Here is a 19180-nt window from a genome sequence, read left to right on the forward strand (position 1 = left end):
TGCTCAACCCGCTCAGCTCCGCCGAGCGACAGAAATCCATGTCGTAGAAGTGAAATTCAAATTGCTCGTCAAAGCGTACATTGCGCTGCTGAGACGCTCGCTGTCCACGGCAAGCAACAGCCCATCGAGCAATTTGCAGGGCTGGGGCACGGGCCCGAAATTGGAGACCGCACAAGGGAAACCCTTGCCGTGCCCGACGATCCCGCTCAGGAAACACTTCTGATCCCAGGTAAACTGGTCATCAATGAAAGCCCACGCGGGCTGCCCCTCGACACGCCGGGTATTACCAGCCAGCCCGATAATATCGAAGGCTGCAACCGCTTCGCGGATTCGCTCGCTCCACAGAAAGTCGCACAGGTGCACGTCGTCATGAACGAATACCAAAATGGCGGGATCGCCCCTGGCCTCATCAATGACGCGGTTGTAAATCGTCGAAAGCCCCTGGGTATTCTCTGCAAACAGCCGGATATCCACAGGATTGGCCGCCTGGTGGATCTGCAAGGATCGGCCAAGAGCGGTCTTTGTGGAGAACTCCTGCTCGGAAACGCGCGTTCCACATACAACTCGAATAGGTTTCATGCAGGCACTTAGTTATTTAATTATGACAAGGCTGCCCGGTAAGCGACGCACCAGCATCCGCAGAACCGGGTACCGAGTGAAGCACGATCCGAGCCCCTCCAAGCACAGAGGGACCCAGGGCAAATCACACCAACACGCTTACAGCTTCGCCACCCAGGCCAACTCTCCCCCAGGGCTCAACTCTTCGTCGAATGCACGACCGGTGAAAGCCTGCGGCCACCGCTCAGCCAACCCCAGGGCAACGCTGGTATCCGGTACCGACTGCTCTACGACGCGCACCTGGGCCTGTGGTGTCCACACCACCGCCAATCCTGCGCTCTGCACTTGCAGGCACAACTCGATATCCGCCCCCGGCATTGCCTGCAATCCACCACACTGTTCCAGCAGAACCTTGCTCACCATCAGGCAGGCACCGGAAACAGCCGCGCAACCACGCACGGCCGATTGCCACTGATCCGCGGTGCCCAGCCAAGGCGCGCCAACCCGCGGGCCGCTCAGTAGACCATAACCGGCATGGACCAGGATCGAATCGTCACTGTACAGCGCGCCGCCCACAACGCCGACTTCCGGGCGCTGGGCTTCGTTGAGCAACCCTTCTAGCCAGGCTGGGCTGATGACATCTGCACCCGCCGACAACAGCACCAGATATTCGCCCTTGGCCTGGCTCGCTGCCAGGTTGAGCAAGTCGCTGCGCGAGGCGCCGGGGGATGCGTTCACCACCCGTACCCGGTTGCCCAACCCGGGGAACTCGGCCGCTTCTTGAGCAATCTGATCGCCAGAGCACGCTACGATCACTTCGTAGCGCGGGTAGCGCGTACGTTGCAGCACACTGGCCACACTTGCCTGCAAGGACGCACTGCCCTCCTCGCCCGCCACCAGGATGCTGACCAATGGCGTGCCGGCATGACGAAAATCGACCTGCAGGCCGGATACGCTGCCTTCACTAACGTGCCCACGATAGCCCAACTGCCCCAGATGCCGTTCGAGCACCACCTTGGCCTGGGCAGTCAATGCCGGCGAAGATTGTTCGCCAAGCACCAGATAATCATCCAGATGAGCCAGGCAAGCCAGACCATGGGTCTCGACCAGACGCAATAGCAGGTCAAGCTCGACGGCATCACGCTGGGCGTCGCTGTAGCCTCCCAGCTCGAGCACCGCCTGGCGTCGCATCAGCCAGTGGCGCGACATCAGTGCAGGTTGCCCACGTAGCAGGTCCAGGTCGGCACCTGGACGTACCACACTGTTCAGGCGTCCTTGCTCATCGCGCTGAACCTCGTTGGCACAAATAGCCTGACAAGCCGAAGCGCCGGCCAACTCCAGTGACAGATGCAGCAAGCCCCCAGCGAGCAGTTGCTCGCCAGCCTGCAGCAGCAACAGCCACTCACTCGGCAACTGGCGCACCGCATGATTGAGGTGGGCGACCCAGTTGTCCTGCGTAACCTGAATGAAATGCAAAGTGTCACGCGCGGTAGTGATAACCGGCGGCTTGCCAGCCTTGAGGACCAGCAGTTTGAAATGGCGCAGGCCGCTGGCAAGTAGGCTGTCGAAGGTAGCTTGCAGAGCGGCATCATTATCAGCCAGGTCCAACACCACAAAGGCAATCTGCGTAGCCGGCGAAGGCTTCAGACGCGCCATGATACGCGCACGCGCGGCATCATCCGGCGTTGCGGCAGCCAGCTTCGCAAGCACCTTGCCGGAGGACGTGGCGGCCAACCCCTTCTGCGGATCAAGCGCAGGGATTAGGGCCAGACGCTCCAGCCAATCGCTCATTTCGGCAGCATTGGCCTGATCGTCCTCACTGGTCAGAGAAGCGGCCAAGCGCTGACAGACCTCACGATTGAACAGGCCCAGTTCCAGCGCCTCCCAATAGCGATGCTGAAGGGTTTCGAGCGTATCGTTGGGGTGAGTGAGCAGCAATTCACGCTGGCGTACCCAACTGCCTTCCAGCGCGTGGTGCTGGCGCTCACCAGCAGGCCAGGCATGGCAGAGAAACTCCAGCGTGGTCAGGAACGCGAACAATGCACCGTTGTAATACGGCAGTTCGACATACTGACGCGGCTCAAACAGACGCTCAGGCGCCTCTGTCACACGCGTCCAGGATGAGGTGAAGAGCAGCGGTTGCTCCAGCGAAGCGTACGTGTTGCGGACAAAACGATCGAGCAGCGCAAAGCCTGGCTCATCGACGCACAGCCCGAAGGTGGCGATATCCCACTGCCGCAATGCGCGAGCAGTTTGAGTGAAGCGCTCTTCCAAAGCAGCAGGCGGCAGTGCGCTAGGCGCGTATTCCGAGACCACATCGGTCTGGTCAAGGGATTGGATCGCCCCTTGCGCCAGCAATGCGTAGGATAACGCCACCCTCCAGCCGGAAAAGTCCAGGTGCTCGGGTAACTGCGCCAGTGCCACCTGCAAGGCGCTGACCTGTAGTACCGCTCGCCAGGCAGACTGTGCGGCTTGAGCGTACTGGCCCAGGCGCGCGGTGGCACTCTCGGCAGACACGGGTTCCAAAGCAGCACCCAGCTTGTGATAGGCCACTTGCCCATTAGCTACCGCATACGCCAGTGCGTAACCCTGAGCACCAATTGATTGCGATGTAGCGCTCAAACACACTGCAGCGTTATCCAGGGCTGCGGGCAAAATGAAATCGGAATCCAGCGACAGCACCACCCATGGGGTAGTCACCTGCTGCAGTGCCTGAGCCAACCTCTGGCTGCAGGTCTGACTGCTGCTGACCAGCAATGACTCCAATGGCAAGCAAGGCACACCGGCCTGCTGGTAGAAGTGCTGTGCCCGTGCACGGTGATCGACCTGCTCATGTCCAAGCAGAACGACCGTTACATCACTGCGCGACCCGGTTCCAATTGTGTTCATAACGTACCTGTTTCAAATGATGGAGTCGGCGCCCGGCGTGACCGAGTGCCAGGATTCAGTCCGCCAGCCAGGCATTTGCCCAATGCTGGAGGTGCCGCTGTGTAAGCAGATAGTCTCGCAGTACCGCTTCACGCAGGGCATCACCCTGCTGGTAGCTGGCTTGTGGGTCAGACAGATGCATGCGAATTGCCTCCAGCCACTGTTCGGTCGAATTCTCGCGTACCCGCGTACAGGGCAGGTAACCACCGTAGGCCTTGGTCTCGGTGCAGATCACCGGGAAACCGCAAGCACCGTATTCCAGCAGGCGCAGGTTGCTCTTGCAGTCGTTGAACAGATTCTGCTCGAGCGGCGCCAGCGCCAGATCGAGGTTCAGGCCCGCCAGCTTCTGTGGGTACAGGTGCAGCGGCACGCCGGCATGAAACTCCTTGATGTAGGGACGCAGCAGCTGCGGGCACATGCCGAAGAACACCCAGTCGACCTCATTGGCCAAGGTCTTGACCACCTCGGCCAGCAGTTCGAGGTCGCCGCGGTGACTGGTGCCGCCCGCCCAGCCGACACGCGGACGCGCCGACGTCTGGCGGCGCCCCTTCAGGCCGCCCCACAACGAGCGCGAGAGCATGTTGGGGACCACGCGAATATCCCGGTGCATGCTCGACAGCGCGTCGGCCAGTGGCTCGGTGGAGACCACCACCCGATCACACAGGGCGATACCGCGGCTGACCATTTCGCGCATGTTGCCGGGCATGTTGCGCCGGTGTTCATTCTTCTCGGGCACATCGATGATGTAGTCATCGATCTCGTAGATGCGCCGAGCCGAAGAAAGTCGCTGGATGCGCGCCATCTCCTCAAGCGAGCCGGTGGTATAGCGGCACTGCAGGATGATCACATCCGGCTTGCAACGCTCAAGCTCCACCATGCTCGGCAGCACATAGTTCAACTGTCCCTGTATCCAGCCGGCCCGTTCCAGCTCCTTGAACGGCTGGCTGACGCGATAGTGTCCGACCGCAGTGGTGTTGATTGGCAAGGCCATGACAAAAGGCAGCACCGGCTGGATGAACGGCACCCATCCCTCGCGCAGGCCCGGCTCCAGGTTGAAACTGGCCATGCGCAAGCTGAGGTTGTGGTTGTACGCCGGGTCATTGGCCACGCGCGGCAGCCAGCGCTCGTAGAAGCTGTCCTTGTGCTGCTCGTCCAGGGCCACCGTCTGCGAGGTGGCCTTGGCAACCACCGCAAAGGGAGTCCAGACGATCAGATAGCCATGGTCGCGCATACGCAGGCAAAGGTCGGCATCACTCAAGCCGGTCGAGAAGGTTTCGCCGTCCAGACCGCCAAGCTGGTCGAACAGCTCGCGACGTACCATCAGGCAGACGCCACTCACGGCGCTGTAGTTCTGCACGCAGGCCAACCGATTCATGTAGCCATTGGCGTCTGCGGGCTGGCCGAAAAACGGACTGCTGGCAACGCCGTGCAGCCCCAGCACCAGGCCTGCTCCGGTCACGTTGCCAGTCTGGTTGCACAATTTTGGCCCGACGATGCCGACCTCTGGGCGCTGGGCCTGACCTACCAGTTCATCAAGCCATTGCGCATCGAAAAACACGCAGTCCGAATCGAGCAACAGCAGGTAGCTGCCACGTGCCTGCAGGCTGGCCTGGTTGTAAAGCGCCGGGCCATTCGCCGAGGTTACCGGCACAATGCGCAACTGCTCGCTGCCAAGCCCCTGCATTGCAGCCAGCCAGCCTTGTACCGGCATCGACTCACGACCACTGACAGCAATCAGGATCTCGTAGTTGCGGTAGGCGGTGTGCTCGAAAATTGATTCGACGCAGCGCGTCAGTGCCTTTACGTCATCGCCTGCGGCAACGATGATCGACACCGCCGGCGTATCGGCATGTCGATACTGCACATGGGCAAACATCGAGCCTTCGGCGCTGACCACCTCGGCCTCGACGCCCAGGCGTGCCAGATGCGCACGCAGCACCCTGGGTGCCTGTACGGCACAGGCCGCTTCCCGCTGCCAGGCCTCATAGCCGTAGCGACATTGCACCAGCAGCTCGGCGACATGCCCCACCGCGCCCAACCCTTGACTCTCGACCAGTTTCCAGAGCATGTCGTGGGGAGCCAGCGACTCGAACTGCGGGTCGAAACCGCCCTGCTCACGCACCCGGGCGGTATCGAAGGCCAGCAGCCTGCCTACGTAGGGAACACTGCGCATCAGGTCCAGGTTGAAGTCCGGCTTGAAGATCGGCTGGCTGGGCTGCAGGTTGTCGTGGGTGCCTTCATCGGTGTACAGGCACGCGCAGTCGGGTTGCAGTGCCATGCGCTCGGCCATGATGACCAACGCATGCGGGTGCAGGCAGTCGCCTGCGCGCAGCAGAAATACCCAGTCGCCCGCCCCATCGCGGGTCACGCAGTCATTGAGCTGCTCGATGGCGTGGCCCTGGGCGTGCACCTGCACGAACTTGGGGTTCAACGGTTGCAGCGCTGCCGGGCCCAGCACGCAAATGGCCGCAGCGGCATAGGACTGTTGCTCCAGGCTGTCCAGCGTGGCCTTGAGTGCCACGCCATCGTCTTGAGCAGCGAGCACCAGCACGTCGATGCGCGGGCGACGCGGCCATTGCGCAATGCGCTTGGGCAGCAGGTCAAGCTGCGCCGCCGACAATACCCGACACCCCAGCCACTCGCCATACAGCTCGGTGAAGCTCAGGCTGCTGGTGCCGACCTGTTGCTGAAAGCTGGCGACCTGGCGCGCATACAGGCGCGTCAGCTCGAACTCTTCCCAGGCCTTGTCTGCGCCGACGGTGTAGAGCTCCAGTGGAATGTGCCGCACCCAACCGCTGGCCGGCGCCGGTTCACTGGTGCGCGAGGCGAGCATCTGGCGCAACCACTCGCTTTCGGTAGCGAAAGCCAGGGTCATGCTGGGGTGATGGCTCAAGCGCCCGGGGTGAACGCGCTCCAGGCTGAGCATGGTGTTCAGGTAGGCCAGGTGGCCACGGCGCAGCAGGCAGATGAACAGCGCTTCGACCAGACGCGCACGAAACCCTTCGCCCTCCTGCACCAGCTGCGGCAAAAAGTCCTGAACCTGGGCACGGCGCAACAGCGCATGGCTGATACCCCCAAACAGGTTCGGCAGGTTGCTTTCGAGCGCCTCCAGCAGGTCGCCGCCGTTGATCAACGCGCTGGTGGGGGAAATGATGCAGTTGGCCTGGCGCATGGGCAGTACCGTTTCGTCCGCCGCGCATATCAGCCGATGGTGAACCAGCACATTCACATCCGGGCAGTCGAGCATCACCTGCACCGACTGAGCGATGCAGTCACTCACCAGCCAGTCGTCATCGCAGAGAAACTTGATGAATTCACCCTGCGCCTGCTCCAGGCACATCAGCACATTGCGCGAAAAGCCCAGCGTCGACGGGTTGCGCACATACCGCAGCGCGCACGTGGCCTGGCCTGCCCACAGGTCGAAAATCGCCTTGATCTCGTCACCCTGGCTGTCGTCGCACACGACCACTTCCACGTTGGCATAACGCTGGGTAATGGCACTGTGCAGGGCGCGACTGAAGAATTCGGGGTTGAACGCGGGGATGGCGATGCTGACGAGCGGCAGTTCGTTCATTGAGATAGACCTGGAGAAAACCCCGGGGGCGACTGAGCGCCCCCGGGTGGGTACTGCAGAAAAGGGTCAATCAGAGCCGGTTGAACAGCCCGAGCGCGGCCAGCTTGCTGAAGGCCAGTTGCGAGGCTTGCAGCATGTTCTGCTGAAGCGTGAGACGGATCATCGTCTCGGCAGGGTCGGCGTTGCGGATCGAGTTCTGCGTGATGGTGTTGGCCGACTGCAAGGCTTCGTTGGTTTCTGCCTGCACATCCAGTGCCGCACCGCGTCCACCGATGGAGCTGATGGATTCGGCGATCTTGTCCGCTGCGCTGGCCAGGTTGGAGATAGCCGAGTCCATCGACGCGAGGAAGTTGCGGCGGGCTGTCGGATCGTTGTCGACAGGTGTCAGCAGCGCGGTACGCAACTGATGGATGGTGTCGAGCACGTTCTGGTTCTGGTGGTTGTTGACCTGCACCGAGTACTGGTCGCCATCTTTCGGAGTACCAGTGAAGGTGAAGTCGACGCCGGCCACACGGGTCGGGCTGACGGTGGTATCACCGCTGCCCACAGGACGGCTGTCGGCGGTCATCGGCTGGGCATAGACATCGAACGTGGTGTCGCTGGTGAACTTGACGATCGCACCGCCACCGGGGAACGCAGCGTCGTATTTTGCCTTGTCCGCGATCGACAGGCCGCTGAGCTGGCCGTCGGGCGACACGTTGCCGGGGCTGCGGGTGCCGGTGATTTCGTCGGGCTTGGAAGCGAGGGTGAACTCGTGCCCGCGCACCGCGTCGTCAGCGGCGGTGGGGTCGGTCAATTCGTCGCCCTGCAGGCCGACTTCCATGCGGATGTCGACGCCGCGGAAATTGATGGTGGTGTTGCCGCCCTTCGGGTTGAAGACCCCGCCATTGGTGGCTTCCAGGGTACGGTCGACGTTGTTGACGTCGGTGATCTTGAATTCGGTGGCGCTGACGAACTCGATCTTGTACGGCTCGCCGCTGCGGAACAGGTCGTTGTAGGTCGAGCTGCCGGAGACCTGGCCATTGGACAGGTTGACACGCACGTCGGCCGGGTTGGCAGGCGCGGTCATGGTGGTCTGGCTGCGGCTGGTGTTTAGCGCCTTCTGGAACACGTCGTAGCCGGTCTCGTTGGTGGCCACGCTGAGCATGTCACCGACCTGCAGGTTGGTGGTGCTCTGGTCGCCCTTGTACGAGTAGGTGCCATCGGCATTGCGTTCGAACGGCTGGGTGTCACCACGCGAACCCGAGAAGATGTACTTGCCGTTCTCGTCGCGGCTGTTCATCAGACTGAACAGTTGCTCTTCGAGCTGCGACAACTCCTGCTCGTTGGCCTTGCGATCGTTGTCGGTCATGTTGCCGCTGCCGGCGCCGATCGCCAGCTCCTTCACCCGCGACAGCACATTGGTGATGCTGTTGAGGGTGGCCTCGGAGGTGCCCAGGCTGGAGCGTGCACTGGAGATGTTGCCACTGTACTGGGTGATCAGGTTGTTCTGCTGTTCCAGTTGCAGCAGGCGCGCGGCACCGACCGGGTCGTCCGCGGCGGTACGTACGCGCAACTGGTCACTGGCCTGCTGCTGGGACTCCACGGCCTTGGCGAAGTTAGCCTGATAGTTGGAGGTGCTGGTCTGGTAGAACTGGGCGGTGGAAATGCGCACGATCTACGACTCCTTAAAGGCTGTTGATCAGCGTGGAGAAAATTTCCTGCGCGATCTTGATGATCTGCGAGGAGGCCGTGTAGTACTGCTGGAACTTGATCAGGTTGCCGGTTTCTTCGTCCAGGTCGACGCCGGACACCGAAGCGCTGGCGGCTACCGCAGACTTCTGCAGGGCCCCGGTGGCCTCGGTATCGAGCTTGGCCTGGGCCGCCTTGCCGCCGACGTTCTCCACCAGCTTGCCGTAGGCATCGGTCAGGCTGATGCCCTTGCCGTTGGGGCCGACGTCGACGGTGGCCTTGGTCTGCAGATCGATCACCGCCTGGCCGTTGCGGTTGTCGGCCGAGCCGGCACCGGTCATGCCCACCGTGTAGTTGTCGCCCTGCTTGGGCGAACCGGCCACGGTCATTTCAAAGGTGATGTTCTTTTGTGGCGTACCCACCGGGTTGCCGCTGGCATCGACCATCGGCACGTTGATCTGCAGCTTGTTTTCCTGGCCCGGAATGATAGTACCGCTGCCGATTTCATCGCCCTGGGCGTTGTGGATCTTGTAGGTCTGCGGGTTGGTGCTTTCATCACCGAACACCAGCTTGACCGGCGTCGAGTACTTCAGGCCGTTCTGCAGCTCGATGCGCTGGGCCGAGTCGTAGATATCGATCATCGAAGTCAGGTTGGGCTGACCGATGATGCCGGTACCCTGGTTGCCTGCACCGCTGGTGCCGGTCAGCGGCGCCGCCAGCGCGATGCGCTTGGGGTCGGTGAGCACGGTGTCGAGGCTGCCCGCGGCGCCGCGGGTCGGGGTGATCTTGAACGAGTCGCCCTTGCTGGGCAGGCCACCGTTCATTTCCAGGGTGAAGCCGTCGATCACCGGCGGTGGGGTCTCGTCCAGCTTGTAGGAGCCCACTGCAGTGCCACCCGGGAGCCGGGTGACGGTGTAGTTGTTGTCGTCGGTAAAGGTCACCTGGTAGTCGCTGGTGGTCAGCTTGCCGGTGTCCTTGATGTTGACGTTAAGGCTGCCGGTGGCGGCGTTGTTGCCCGCCTTGGCGATGCTGCGCTGAGCCATCATGGTGGCGTTGTTGATATCGTTGAACAGGGTCGCGCCGAAGTCACCGTTCTTGTCGATACCTTGCGCCAGCTGGCTGTTGATCCGGTCGGCCACCACCAGGGCCACACGGCCGAGTTCGTTGAGCGCCGGTTCCAGCACGTCATTGCGGTAGGTGATCAGGCCGCCGATCTCGCCACCGCTGACGCTGTTGGTGATATCGATCTTGGTGGTGCCGCGGTTGAGCACCAGGTTGGAACGGGTCGGGTCGGTCGGGCTGTTCACCGTCTCGAGGGTGTTGGTGGTCTTGCCGAGCACCAGCGACTGGCCGTTCTTGAGGTACACGTCGAGGTTGCCCTCGCGCTCGACCACATCCACGCCCACCAGGTTGCTGAGCTGGCGCACCGCTTCGTTGCGCTTGTCGAGCAGGTCGTTGGGGCTGCCCTGCAATGACGACACGCGGGAGATCTGGTCGTTGTAGTTGGCAATGGTGGCCGTCAGGTTGTTGACCTGGGTGGCCATCGACGACAGGTTGCCGTTGATGTTGGTGTTCTGCTGGTTGAGCTGCGCGGCGATGGTGTTGAAGCGCTTGCTCAGTGCCTGGGCGCTGGTCAGCAGCAACTGGCGCGAGGCGTCTTCGGTCGGCTTGGCGCCAGCGCTCTGCAGGGCGGTGAAGAAGCTCTGCAGGGCGCCGGTGATACCGGTGTCCTTGTCCGACAGCAGCTTGTCGGTGGGGCTGACCTGGTCGAGAAAGGCGTTGGCCTCGCTGCTCAGCGAGTTGGTGGTACGCAGCTGGTTTTCCAGGAAGTTGTTGTACACGCGGCGCACATCGGCCAGCGTGGTGCCGGTGCCGATGAACACCTGGCCTTCGCGGATCGAACTCTTGGAGTTTTGAATGTTCTGCTGGCGCGAGTAACCAGCGGTATCGACGTTAGCGATGTTGTTACCCGTGGTGTGCATGCCCGATTGGGCAGCGCTGGCACCGGATAAGCCGATATTGATCAAACTCGCCATAATTCAAACCTTATAGTTTCGTTGTAGTAGCGACAGCTGCGTAGCTCTCGTACGACTTCATCTGTTTTGCGATCTGCGAGATCTTGCTGGCGTAGTCCGGATCGGTTGCATACCCGGCCTTCTGCAGCTCTCGCACAAACTGTTCAGGCTTATCGGCCGCATTTACCGCATCTTTATAGCGAGCATTGTTTTGCAACAGGCTCACCAGGTCGTGGAAGCTGTCCTGGTAGGAGTCATAGGAACGGAACGCAGCGGTTTCCTTGACGAACTGCCCGTCACGGAACTCGCTGGTGATCGCACGTGCCTGATCGCCTTTCCAGTTGCCGGTGGCCTTGATGCCGAACAGGTTGTGGCTGCTGCTGCCATCGGCCTGGCGCATCACCGATTTGCCCCAGCCGGTTTCCAGGGCGGCCTGTGCCACCAGGTACCGCGGGTCGATGCCGATACGCTTGGCGGCCTGCTCGGCCATCGGCAGCATGGTGGTGACGAACTCGTCGCTGGAATCGAACGCGCGCTTGGCCGGGGCCAGTGGCGGCTGCGCCACGGCACGTCCGTAGATACGCATCGAGCCCGGCGCGGCAAAAGTCTGGGCCGGGGCCCAGTCGCCCTTGACCAGCGCATCGGTCATGGCCGTGGTGCGCTGCGGCAACGCGGCGGTATTGGTGGTGGCTGGCGTTCCATCTGCCGACGGCACGATACCGGCCAGCAGGCGATCGGTGAGCTTGCCGGGCAATGCCAGGCGCCGCGAATTGAGCGCCGCCATGTCGTTGCGGTGGCTGGTGCTGGCGGCATCACGCAGTGGCTCGGCCACCTTGGTCGCCCACAGGCTGCGCTGCTGCAGATCGACCCGCGGGAACGGGCTGCTGGCCGCCGCTGCAGCGTTGGTGGCCTTCTGCTTGGACAGCTGGCGCATCAGCACATCCTGCAGGCCGATGCCGCCGCCCTCGCGGGACATGCTCACCGCCAGCTGCTGGTCGTACATCTGCTGGTACTGCTTGGTGGTTTCGGTATTGAGCGGGTTGTCCTTGGCCAGCACATCGCTGGCCGAGCGCATCGACTTGAGCATCTCGTTGAGGAACAGCGACTCGAATTCCTGGGCGACCTTGCGCAGGTTGGCGTCGCTGTCGCGATCACCCACCTTGAGCGAGTTGAGGCGGTTGAGGTCGGTGTAGGCACCACTGTCGGCGGCACTGATGCCGCTTTTAGGCATATCCATGACCAGCCCCTCAGATCACGATCAGGTCGGCTTGCAGCGCGCCGGCCTGTTTGAGGGCTTCGAGAATCGCCATCAGGTCACCGGGGGCCGCGCCCACCTGGTTGACCGCACGCACGATCTCGTCGAGCGTAGTGCCCGGCCCGAACTTGAACATCGGCTTGGCTTCCTGCTCGGCGTTGACCCGCGAGCGCGGCACCACTGCCGTCTCGCCATTGGAGAACGGGCCGGGCTGGCTGACGATCGGGTCTTCGGTGATGGTCACGGTCAGGCTGCCGTGGGTGACCGCCGCTGGCGATACCTTGACGTTCTGGCCGATCACGATGGTACCGGTACGCGAGTTGATGATGACCTTGGCCACTGCCTGGCCGGGGTCGATCTCGAGATTCTCCAGGATCGACAGGTAGTCGACGCGCTGGCTCGGGTCCAGGGGTGCGGTGACGCGCACCGAGCCACCATCCAGCGCCTGGGCCACACCCGGGCCGAGCAGTTCGTTGACCTTGTCGACGATACGCTTGGCGGTGGTGAAGTCGGGGCGATTGAGGTTCAGGGTCAGGCTGTTGCCCTGGTTGAAGCCGCTCGGCACCGAGCGCTCTACCGATGCACCGCCCGGAATACGCCCGGCCGATGGCACGTTGACGGTGATCTTGGAACCATCACGGCCCTCGGCATCAAAGCCGCCCACCACCAGGTTACCCTGGGCAATGGCGTAGACGTTGCCGTCGATACCCTTGAGCGGGGTCATCAGCAGGCTGCCGCCGCGCAGGCTCTTGGAGTTGCCGATGGACGACACCGTGATGTCCACCACCTGGCCCGGCTTGGCGAACGCCGGCAGGTCGGCGTGCACCGACACTGCCGCGACGTTTTTCAGTTGCACGTTGCCCGAGCCCGGCGGCACCTTGATACCGAACTGCGAGAGCATGTTGTTGAAGGTCTGCAGGGTGAACGGGGTCTGGGTAGTCTGGTCACCCGTGCCGTTGAGCCCCACCACCAGGCCGTAGCCGATCAACTGGTTGGTACGCACGCCGGAAATGCTGGCGATGTCCTTGAGGCGCTCGGCATGTACGCCGAACGCGGTGGACAACAGGACAGTCGCGGCAATCAGCTGCTTGATGTTGAACATGATCATCCGAACCTAGAAAGGCCAAAGCGGGCTGATGAAGAAGCGGTCCAGCCAACCGGGCTGGCTGGCATCGGCAAACGAGCCGGTGCCCGAATAGGTGATGCGCGCATCGGCGACCCGGGTCGACGGCACGGTGTTGTCGGTGGCGATGTCGTCGGCGCGTACCATGCCGGCAATACGCACCAGCTCGTCGCCGGTGTTGAGGGTCATCCACTTCTCGCCGCGTACCGCGATGATGCCGTTGGGCAGCACGTCGGCCACGGTGACGGTGATCGAACCGGTCAGGGTATTGCCCTGGGCCGCCTTGCTGTCGCCCTTGGTGGCGCGGTCGCCGCTGTAGCCGGCGCTGAGGCTCAGGTCACCGTCGCCAAACGGATTGTTGGTGTTGACCCCGGCACCGAACAGCGAGGTCAGGCCAAGCTCAGCCTTGCTGTTCTTGGCGATCTGCGAGTTGGCGTTCTTGCTCGCCTGGGTACGCTCGTTGAGCGTGATGGTGATGATGTCGCCCACCCGGAACGCCTTGCGGTCGCTGTACAGGTTCTGCTCGAAACCGGCCTGGTAGATGGAGCCGTTGTTGGCCGCTGCAGGCAGGGGTGTACGCGGCAACACAGGCGCGTAGTACGGGTCGTTGGGCTTTGGCGTCGGCGCGACGCAACCGGCCAGCAACACCACCCCACCCAGGGCGAATACGGACAACAAACGGCTCATGACTCTGACCTCACGGTGTAACAGGCGCCGCATCAGCGCCCCTGGGGCTTCACTTACAGGTTCTGGGTAACGAACGAGAGCATCTGGTCGGCGGTGGAAATCACCTTGGAGTTCATCTCGTAGGCACGTTGGGTGGTGATCATGTTGACCAGCTCTTCCACGGTGCTGACGTTGGAGTTTTCCAGGGTCTGCTGCAGGGTGGTACCGAAGCCGTTCAGGCCCGGCGTGCCGATCTGTGGCGCACCGCTGGCGGCGGTTTCCAGGAACAGGTTGTTGCCCATGGCCTGCAGGCCGGCCGGGTTGATGAAGTCGGCGGTCTGGATGTTGCCGATGATCTGCGCGGCCGGGTTGCCGGCGGTGGTGATCGATACGGTGCCGTCCTGGCCCACGGTGAAGGTCTGCGCGTCTGGCGGCACGACCACGGCAGGCTCCAGGGCGAAACCGTTGGCGGTGACCACCTGGCCATCGGAGTTCAGGTGGAAGGTACCGTCACGGCTGTACGAAACGGTGCCGTCTGGCTGCAGTACCTGGAAGAAGCCGCGACCGTTGATGGCCATGTCCAGCGGGTTCTCGGTGGTTTGCAGGCTGCCGGTGCTGAAGTTTTTCTGGGTGCCGACGATGCGCACACCAGTACCCACCTGCAGACCCGATGGCAGCTCGCTGTCCTGGGTCGACTGGGCACCTGGCTGGCGCTTGATCTGGTAGAGCAGGTCCTGGAACTCGGCACGATCACGCTTGAAGCCGGTGGTCGAGACGTTGGCCAGGTTGTTGGAAATGGTGGTCAGGTTGGTGTCCTGGGCGGACAAACCGGTTTTACTGACCCAAAGAGCCGGAAGCATGCTGTTCTCCTCGTGCGCCTGTTTTACGGCGCTACGTCTGTGTAATTAGCCGATTTGCAAAACCCGAGCCATGGCTTCGTCGCCTTCCTTGGCCGTGGTCATCATCTTGACGTGCAGTTCGAATTGACGGGACAGCGCCAGCACCGAGGTCATTTCCTCGACAGCGTTGACGTTGCTGGCTTCCAGGAAACCGGACACCACCTGCACGTTGGCATCGGCATCGGCAGGCTGGCCGCTCTTGGTGTGGATCATGCCGTCCAGGCCCTTGTTGAGGGTCTTGACGTCGGGGTTGACCAGCTTGATGCGATCGACCTCGGCCATCACCCGCGGGCCTTCACCCATGGCGCGAATGCTGATGGTGCCGTCCTGGCCGATCTCGACCTTCTGCTCAGGCGGCACGGCAATCGGGCCACCATTGCCCATCACCGGCATGCCGTTGCCCGCGCGCAGCACGCCCAGGGCATCGATGTTGAGGCTGGCGGTACGCACGTAGGCTTCGCTGCCATCCGGGGCCTGCACGGCGATGAAGCCGTCGCCACCAATGGCGATGTCCAGGTCGCGGCCGGTCTCCTGCATGGCACCGGGGCTGAAATCGGTGGCAGGACGTTCGGTCATGGCATAGGCACGCGCCGGAAAGCTGTCACCAAACACCGGCATCGAGCGCGCCTGCTCCAGGTCGCGCTGAAAGCCGCTGGTGGAAATGTTCGCCAGGTTGTTGGCATGCGCCCGTTGCGCCAGTGCGTTCTGGCTGGCACCGGTCATGGCCACGTAAAGCATCTTGTCCACAGATCATCCTCCGCTGCGCTGGCGAACACTTGCCGTTCACCGCTGCTTTGCCGGTCACTCAAGCAAGTTTCAAACCAACTCTGCAAAACAGGGGTAAAGCCCCGTCAATGCGGGGGCTGGAGCACAGGCCAGCGCCTGCGCGTGCGATGCACCGTCGAAAATACGGCGCCAGCTTGCCGCTAGCGGCAAACCTCAGTTGTCACGGCAAGCGCCATTGTTGAAAGGCCCGGCAAACCGACGCCAGCCCTCGCCCGGCGAAACCTGCGAACAGACGAGCCGGCCATCGGCCTGGCTTTCCCAGCGATACCAGGCGGCCATGTCGGCGCCGACCTGCACAGCCACCACCAGCAAGGCGAAGCCCACGATTGCGAGTGCGCACTTCATTTCTACTGCCTCCGAAACAACGAACCCCTTCCGAGAAAGGGGTTCGTCCATGCTCATTCCATCAGGCGATCATCAGGTCATCTGGATGATGGTCTGCATGATGGTGCTTTCGGTAGAGATGGTCTTGGAGTTCGCCTGGAAGTTGCTCTGCGCCTTGATCAGCTCGACCAGCTCCATGGTCAGGTTGACGTTGGACGCTTCCAGTGCGTTGGACTCGATCGAACCCAGGGTACCGGTCTTCGGCGTGTCGATGCCCGGGATGCCCGAGGCGTAGGTCTCTTTCCAGCGGGTACCACCCAGCTGCTCCAGGCCCTGCTCGTTGGCGAAGCTGGCAATCGCGACCTGGCCGATGGCGCGGGACTGCTGGTTGCTGAAGCTGGCGAACATCACACCGGTGGAGTCGATGCTCAGGCTGGACAGGATGCCGGTGGCATAGCCGTCCTGCGCCTGGGACATGCGGGCAGTGTCGGTGTTGTACGACGTGGTGCTGGTCATGTTCATACGGATGCCGTCGGCATTGCCGGCCGAACCGTTGGATGCCCACTTGTCGGTGGCCTTGTCGTAGGACGCCGGCACCCAGCCTTTCATGGTGAAGTTGTTGTTGACCACGGTGAATTCGGAGCCCGCCGGGTGACCGGTATTGTCGGCAGTCATGGCCTTGACACTGCCATCAGGATTGAAGCTGATGGTGCCGGACAGTGGCTTGGTGCTGGCAGGGTCGAACGGGTTGCGACCATCGACCAGCGTGTAGGTGGTCCACTGGTTGTCGCCGGTCTTGCGATAGAACTGCTCCATCGTGTGCTCGTTGCCCTGACTGTCGTAGATCTTGGTCGGGAACGATTTGGTGTAGGTGCTCTCGTCCGAAGGGTCGAACGTCTTGTTGTCCACCAGCACCGGCGGCGTGCTGTCATCCAGTACCTGCAGCGGGATCGACGGCGCCGAGGAGTTCAGGTTGATGCCCTGATCGATCAGCGTGGTGGTCTTTGGCGCCAGCGCGGAGGTGTCGATCTTCAGGTCGGTCAGCACGCCCTTGATGATCTTGCCGTTGACGTCGGCCGCGTAACCTTGCAGACGGATACCGTCCGAGGTCACCACGTAGTTGTCCTTGTTGGTCTGGAACGCACCGGAACGGGTGTAGCTCAGCGAGCCGTTGTCGCTCAGGACGAAGTAGCCCTGGCCCTGGATACCCATGTCCAGTACGTTGCCGGTGTTGTTGATGTCACCCTGACCGAACTGCTGGGAGACTGCAGCCAGACGCACCCCGTTGCCGACGGTCTTGCTGCCCACGCCCAGTTTGCTGGCCGAGTACACATCGGCGAACTCGGCGCGCGAGGCCTTGAAGCCGGTGGTCGAAACGTTGGCGATGTTGTTGCCGGTGACAGCCAGTTGCTTGTTGGCTGCATAGAGACCGCTAAGGCCGATATTGAAAGACATCTTTCCACTCCTTGTGCCGCGTTAGCCGGCTCTATATACCGATAGTTTGGACTTTGGACAGCGCAACGCTGCCCAGGCCAGCGAGGTTGAGCATCAGCTCGCCGCCGGTCTGACTGATGGTGACGCTGCTGACGGTGGCCGGCAGCAGGGTGTACATCTCGGCCGACTTGCCATCGACGGTGGTCTTGGCCGTGAAGGTGTAGGTACCCGGGTCGACCTTTTCGCCCTTCTCGTTGGTACCGTCCCAGATGAAGTCGGCATTGCCGGCCTTCTGCTCGCCCAGGTCGATGGTCTTGATGGTCTTGCCATCCTTGTCGGTGACAGTGACGGTGCCCGAAGTGATCGACTGCGGGACCACCACCTGGCCAGTGAAGCTCTTGGTGGTATCGACCACGGCCTTGTCGGCCTGGGTGATCACCGAGCGACCGACCAGCCCGGAGGCCTGCAGCGCCTGCGAGGAACCCATGGCCCCCGTGATGGCGTTGACCGAATCGTTCAGCGAGGTGATGCCTTCGAGGCTGGAGAACTGCGCCAGCTGGGCCACGAACTCGCTGTTGTCCTGCGGGTCGAGCGGGTTCTGGTGCTGCATCTGGGTAACCAGCAGCTGCAGGAACGCGTCCTTGCCCAGGGTCTGGCCGTTGGCGGTCTTGCCGCCCAGGCCGCTTGCCGCGTTCGTATTGCTGGAGTTCTTGACGCCGGAATTGGAAATGACGTCGTTCAGGTTTACATCAGCCATAAAAAACGCCCCTTATCACTGACCCAGGGTCAGGACCTTCTGCATCATGGTTTTGGCCGTGTTCATCAGTTCGGCGTTGGTCTGGAACGAGCGGCTGGCGGAGATCATGTCAGCCATTTCCTCGACCACGTTGACGTTCGGGTAGTAGACGTAGCCGTCCTTGTTCGCCGCCGGATGGTTGGGCTGATAGCGCGCCTCGAGGTTGCTCTGGTCTTCGACCACACCCAGTACCTGAACGCCCTGCCCGGCTTCGCCCTGGTCCTGGAACAGCGACTGGCTGACGCCATTCTGGGCCTGCTGGAACGTGGTGGCGAACACCGGGTGGCGGGCACGGTAGGTCTGGTCGATGCTCGAGGAAACGGTCTCGGCGTTGGCGATGTTGGAGGCAACGGTGTTCAGGCGCGTGGTCTGCGCGCTCATGCCGCTACCGGCAATGTTGAAAACGCTGGCAAGGGACATGACTTACTCTCCGCGCAGGGCTGACACCAGCCCTTTGAATTTACTGTTGAGCAACGTGAAGCTGGCCTGGAAACCCACGGCGTTCTCGGCATAGCTGGATTGCTCGAGCTGCGCGTCAACGGTGTTCTGGTCGATCGAGGGCTGCATGGGCGTGCGGTACTGCAGGGTTTCGTCACCCATCGCCAGGCCTTGGGCCTCGATGTGCCGGGTGTTGGTGCGCTCGAGGGAGAAATGGCCGTTCTTGACCTTGTCGGTCTCGGCCGCCAGCACGGACGAGAAGTCCATGTCGCGCGCCTTGTAGTTGGGCGTGTCGGCGTTGGCGATGTTGTTGGCCAGCACTTCGGCACGCTGGGCGCGAAAGCCCAGTGCCTTTTCGTGAATGCCAAGCGCTTTGTCGAAACTGATGCTCATGTCGGGGAAACCTTTGAAGGTTGACCGTAGGGTTCGTTGCCGGTGACAGAGCAAGTCCCGTGCCAAAATACAAAACCCAGCAAAGCCGGGGCTTTGCCGCGTTTGCCAGCCATGGCAATGCCAGAAAAGCGGCAACGGATTTCCGCCAGACACCGGCAAAGCGGCAATTGCCTGGCAGCGGCAACCCCACCCTACGCCCTTTTGGCGTCAAAAATTAATGTCAATTCGCCATCTCTCATCTAAGATCCGTCCCGCTCCGCTGCGTGGCATCTGGCTATCACCGCACAGCCGTCATGCCACGCAGGCAAGCGCCGAATTCA

The 19180-nt window shown here is 62.1% G+C and carries 16 protein-coding genes; 1 reads left to right on the forward strand and 15 read right to left on the reverse strand.

Annotated elements, in window-relative coordinates; all coding sequences use genetic code 11:
• Window positions 1-12: 12 nt before the first annotated feature.
• The 15 genes from ACPRTJ_RS02170 to flgB all read right to left on the reverse strand — a co-directional run bounded on the left by ACPRTJ_RS02170 (window position 13) and on the right by flgB (window position 18860).
• Complete coding sequence (locus ACPRTJ_RS02170) at window positions 13-579, reverse strand: hypothetical protein (protein WP_426427942.1); 567 nt, start codon at window positions 577-579, stop codon at window positions 13-15.
• Window positions 580-717: 138 nt separating this feature from the next.
• Window positions 718-3447 carry a glycosyltransferase gene (locus ACPRTJ_RS02175; protein WP_116053222.1) on the reverse strand — a complete coding sequence of 910 codons (2730 nt, stop codon included), beginning with the start codon at window positions 3445-3447 and terminating at the stop codon, window positions 718-720.
• A gap of 55 nt (window positions 3448-3502) precedes the next feature.
• Entirely contained in the window at window positions 3503-7060 is a 3558-nt protein-coding gene (locus ACPRTJ_RS02180) for a glycosyltransferase (protein WP_426427944.1), read from the reverse strand.
• A 70-nt stretch (window positions 7061-7130) separates the two neighbouring features.
• A complete protein-coding gene (locus tag ACPRTJ_RS02185) occupies window positions 7131-8714 on the reverse strand; it encodes a flagellar hook-associated protein 3 (protein WP_043861791.1) in 1584 nt (527 codons plus the stop codon).
• A 13-nt stretch (window positions 8715-8727) separates the two neighbouring features.
• Entirely contained in the window at window positions 8728-10767 is a 2040-nt protein-coding gene (gene flgK / locus ACPRTJ_RS02190) for a flagellar hook-associated protein FlgK (RefSeq protein ID WP_054915644.1), read from the reverse strand.
• Between the two features lie 10 nt (window positions 10768-10777).
• A complete protein-coding gene (flgJ, locus tag ACPRTJ_RS02195; RefSeq protein WP_043861789.1) occupies window positions 10778-11983 on the reverse strand; it encodes a flagellar assembly peptidoglycan hydrolase FlgJ in 1206 nt (401 codons plus the stop codon).
• 10 nt (window positions 11984-11993) lie between these two features.
• Window positions 11994-13103 (reverse strand): flagellar basal body P-ring protein FlgI, encoded by a 1110-nt coding sequence (locus ACPRTJ_RS02200; RefSeq protein WP_054915656.1) that lies wholly within the window; start codon window positions 13101-13103, stop codon window positions 11994-11996.
• A gap of 12 nt (window positions 13104-13115) precedes the next feature.
• Entirely contained in the window at window positions 13116-13811 is a 696-nt protein-coding gene (gene flgH / locus ACPRTJ_RS02205) for a flagellar basal body L-ring protein FlgH (RefSeq protein ID WP_043861788.1), read from the reverse strand.
• Window positions 13812-13864: 53 nt separating this feature from the next.
• Window positions 13865-14650 carry a flagellar basal-body rod protein FlgG gene (gene flgG / locus ACPRTJ_RS02210; RefSeq protein WP_043861787.1) on the reverse strand — a complete coding sequence of 262 codons (786 nt, stop codon included), beginning with the start codon at window positions 14648-14650 and terminating at the stop codon, window positions 13865-13867.
• 45 nt (window positions 14651-14695) lie between these two features.
• The gene (locus tag ACPRTJ_RS02215) at window positions 14696-15436 is read right to left on the reverse strand and encodes a flagellar basal body rod protein FlgF (protein ID WP_043861786.1); all 741 of its coding nucleotides are present in this window, start codon (window positions 15434-15436) and stop codon (window positions 14696-14698) included.
• A gap of 192 nt (window positions 15437-15628) precedes the next feature.
• A complete protein-coding gene (locus tag ACPRTJ_RS02220; protein WP_043861785.1) occupies window positions 15629-15820 on the reverse strand; it encodes a hypothetical protein in 192 nt (63 codons plus the stop codon).
• Between the two features lie 72 nt (window positions 15821-15892).
• Entirely contained in the window at window positions 15893-17254 is a 1362-nt protein-coding gene (gene flgE / locus ACPRTJ_RS02225; RefSeq protein ID WP_043861784.1) for a flagellar hook protein FlgE, read from the reverse strand.
• A 31-nt stretch (window positions 17255-17285) separates the two neighbouring features.
• A complete protein-coding gene (gene flgD / locus ACPRTJ_RS02230; RefSeq protein WP_104572203.1) occupies window positions 17286-17990 on the reverse strand; it encodes a flagellar hook assembly protein FlgD in 705 nt (234 codons plus the stop codon).
• Window positions 17991-18005: 15 nt separating this feature from the next.
• A complete protein-coding gene (gene flgC, locus ACPRTJ_RS02235) occupies window positions 18006-18449 on the reverse strand; it encodes a flagellar basal body rod protein FlgC (RefSeq protein ID WP_043861782.1) in 444 nt (147 codons plus the stop codon).
• A 3-nt stretch (window positions 18450-18452) separates the two neighbouring features.
• On the reverse strand, window positions 18453-18860 hold the full coding sequence (flgB, locus tag ACPRTJ_RS02240; protein WP_054915646.1) for a flagellar basal body rod protein FlgB: 408 nt from the start codon (window positions 18858-18860) through the stop codon (window positions 18453-18455).
• 59 nt (window positions 18861-18919) lie between these two features.
• Between flgB and ACPRTJ_RS02245 the strand changes: the two genes are divergently transcribed.
• The gene (locus tag ACPRTJ_RS02245) at window positions 18920-19078 is read left to right on the forward strand and encodes a hypothetical protein (RefSeq protein ID WP_426427948.1); all 159 of its coding nucleotides are present in this window, start codon (window positions 18920-18922) and stop codon (window positions 19076-19078) included.
• Window positions 19079-19180: the final 102 nt, after the last annotated feature.

The sequence above is a fragment of the Pseudomonas palmensis genome (genome assembly GCF_049942755.1).
Classification (GTDB): domain Bacteria; phylum Pseudomonadota; class Gammaproteobacteria; order Pseudomonadales; family Pseudomonadaceae; genus Aquipseudomonas; species Aquipseudomonas palmensis.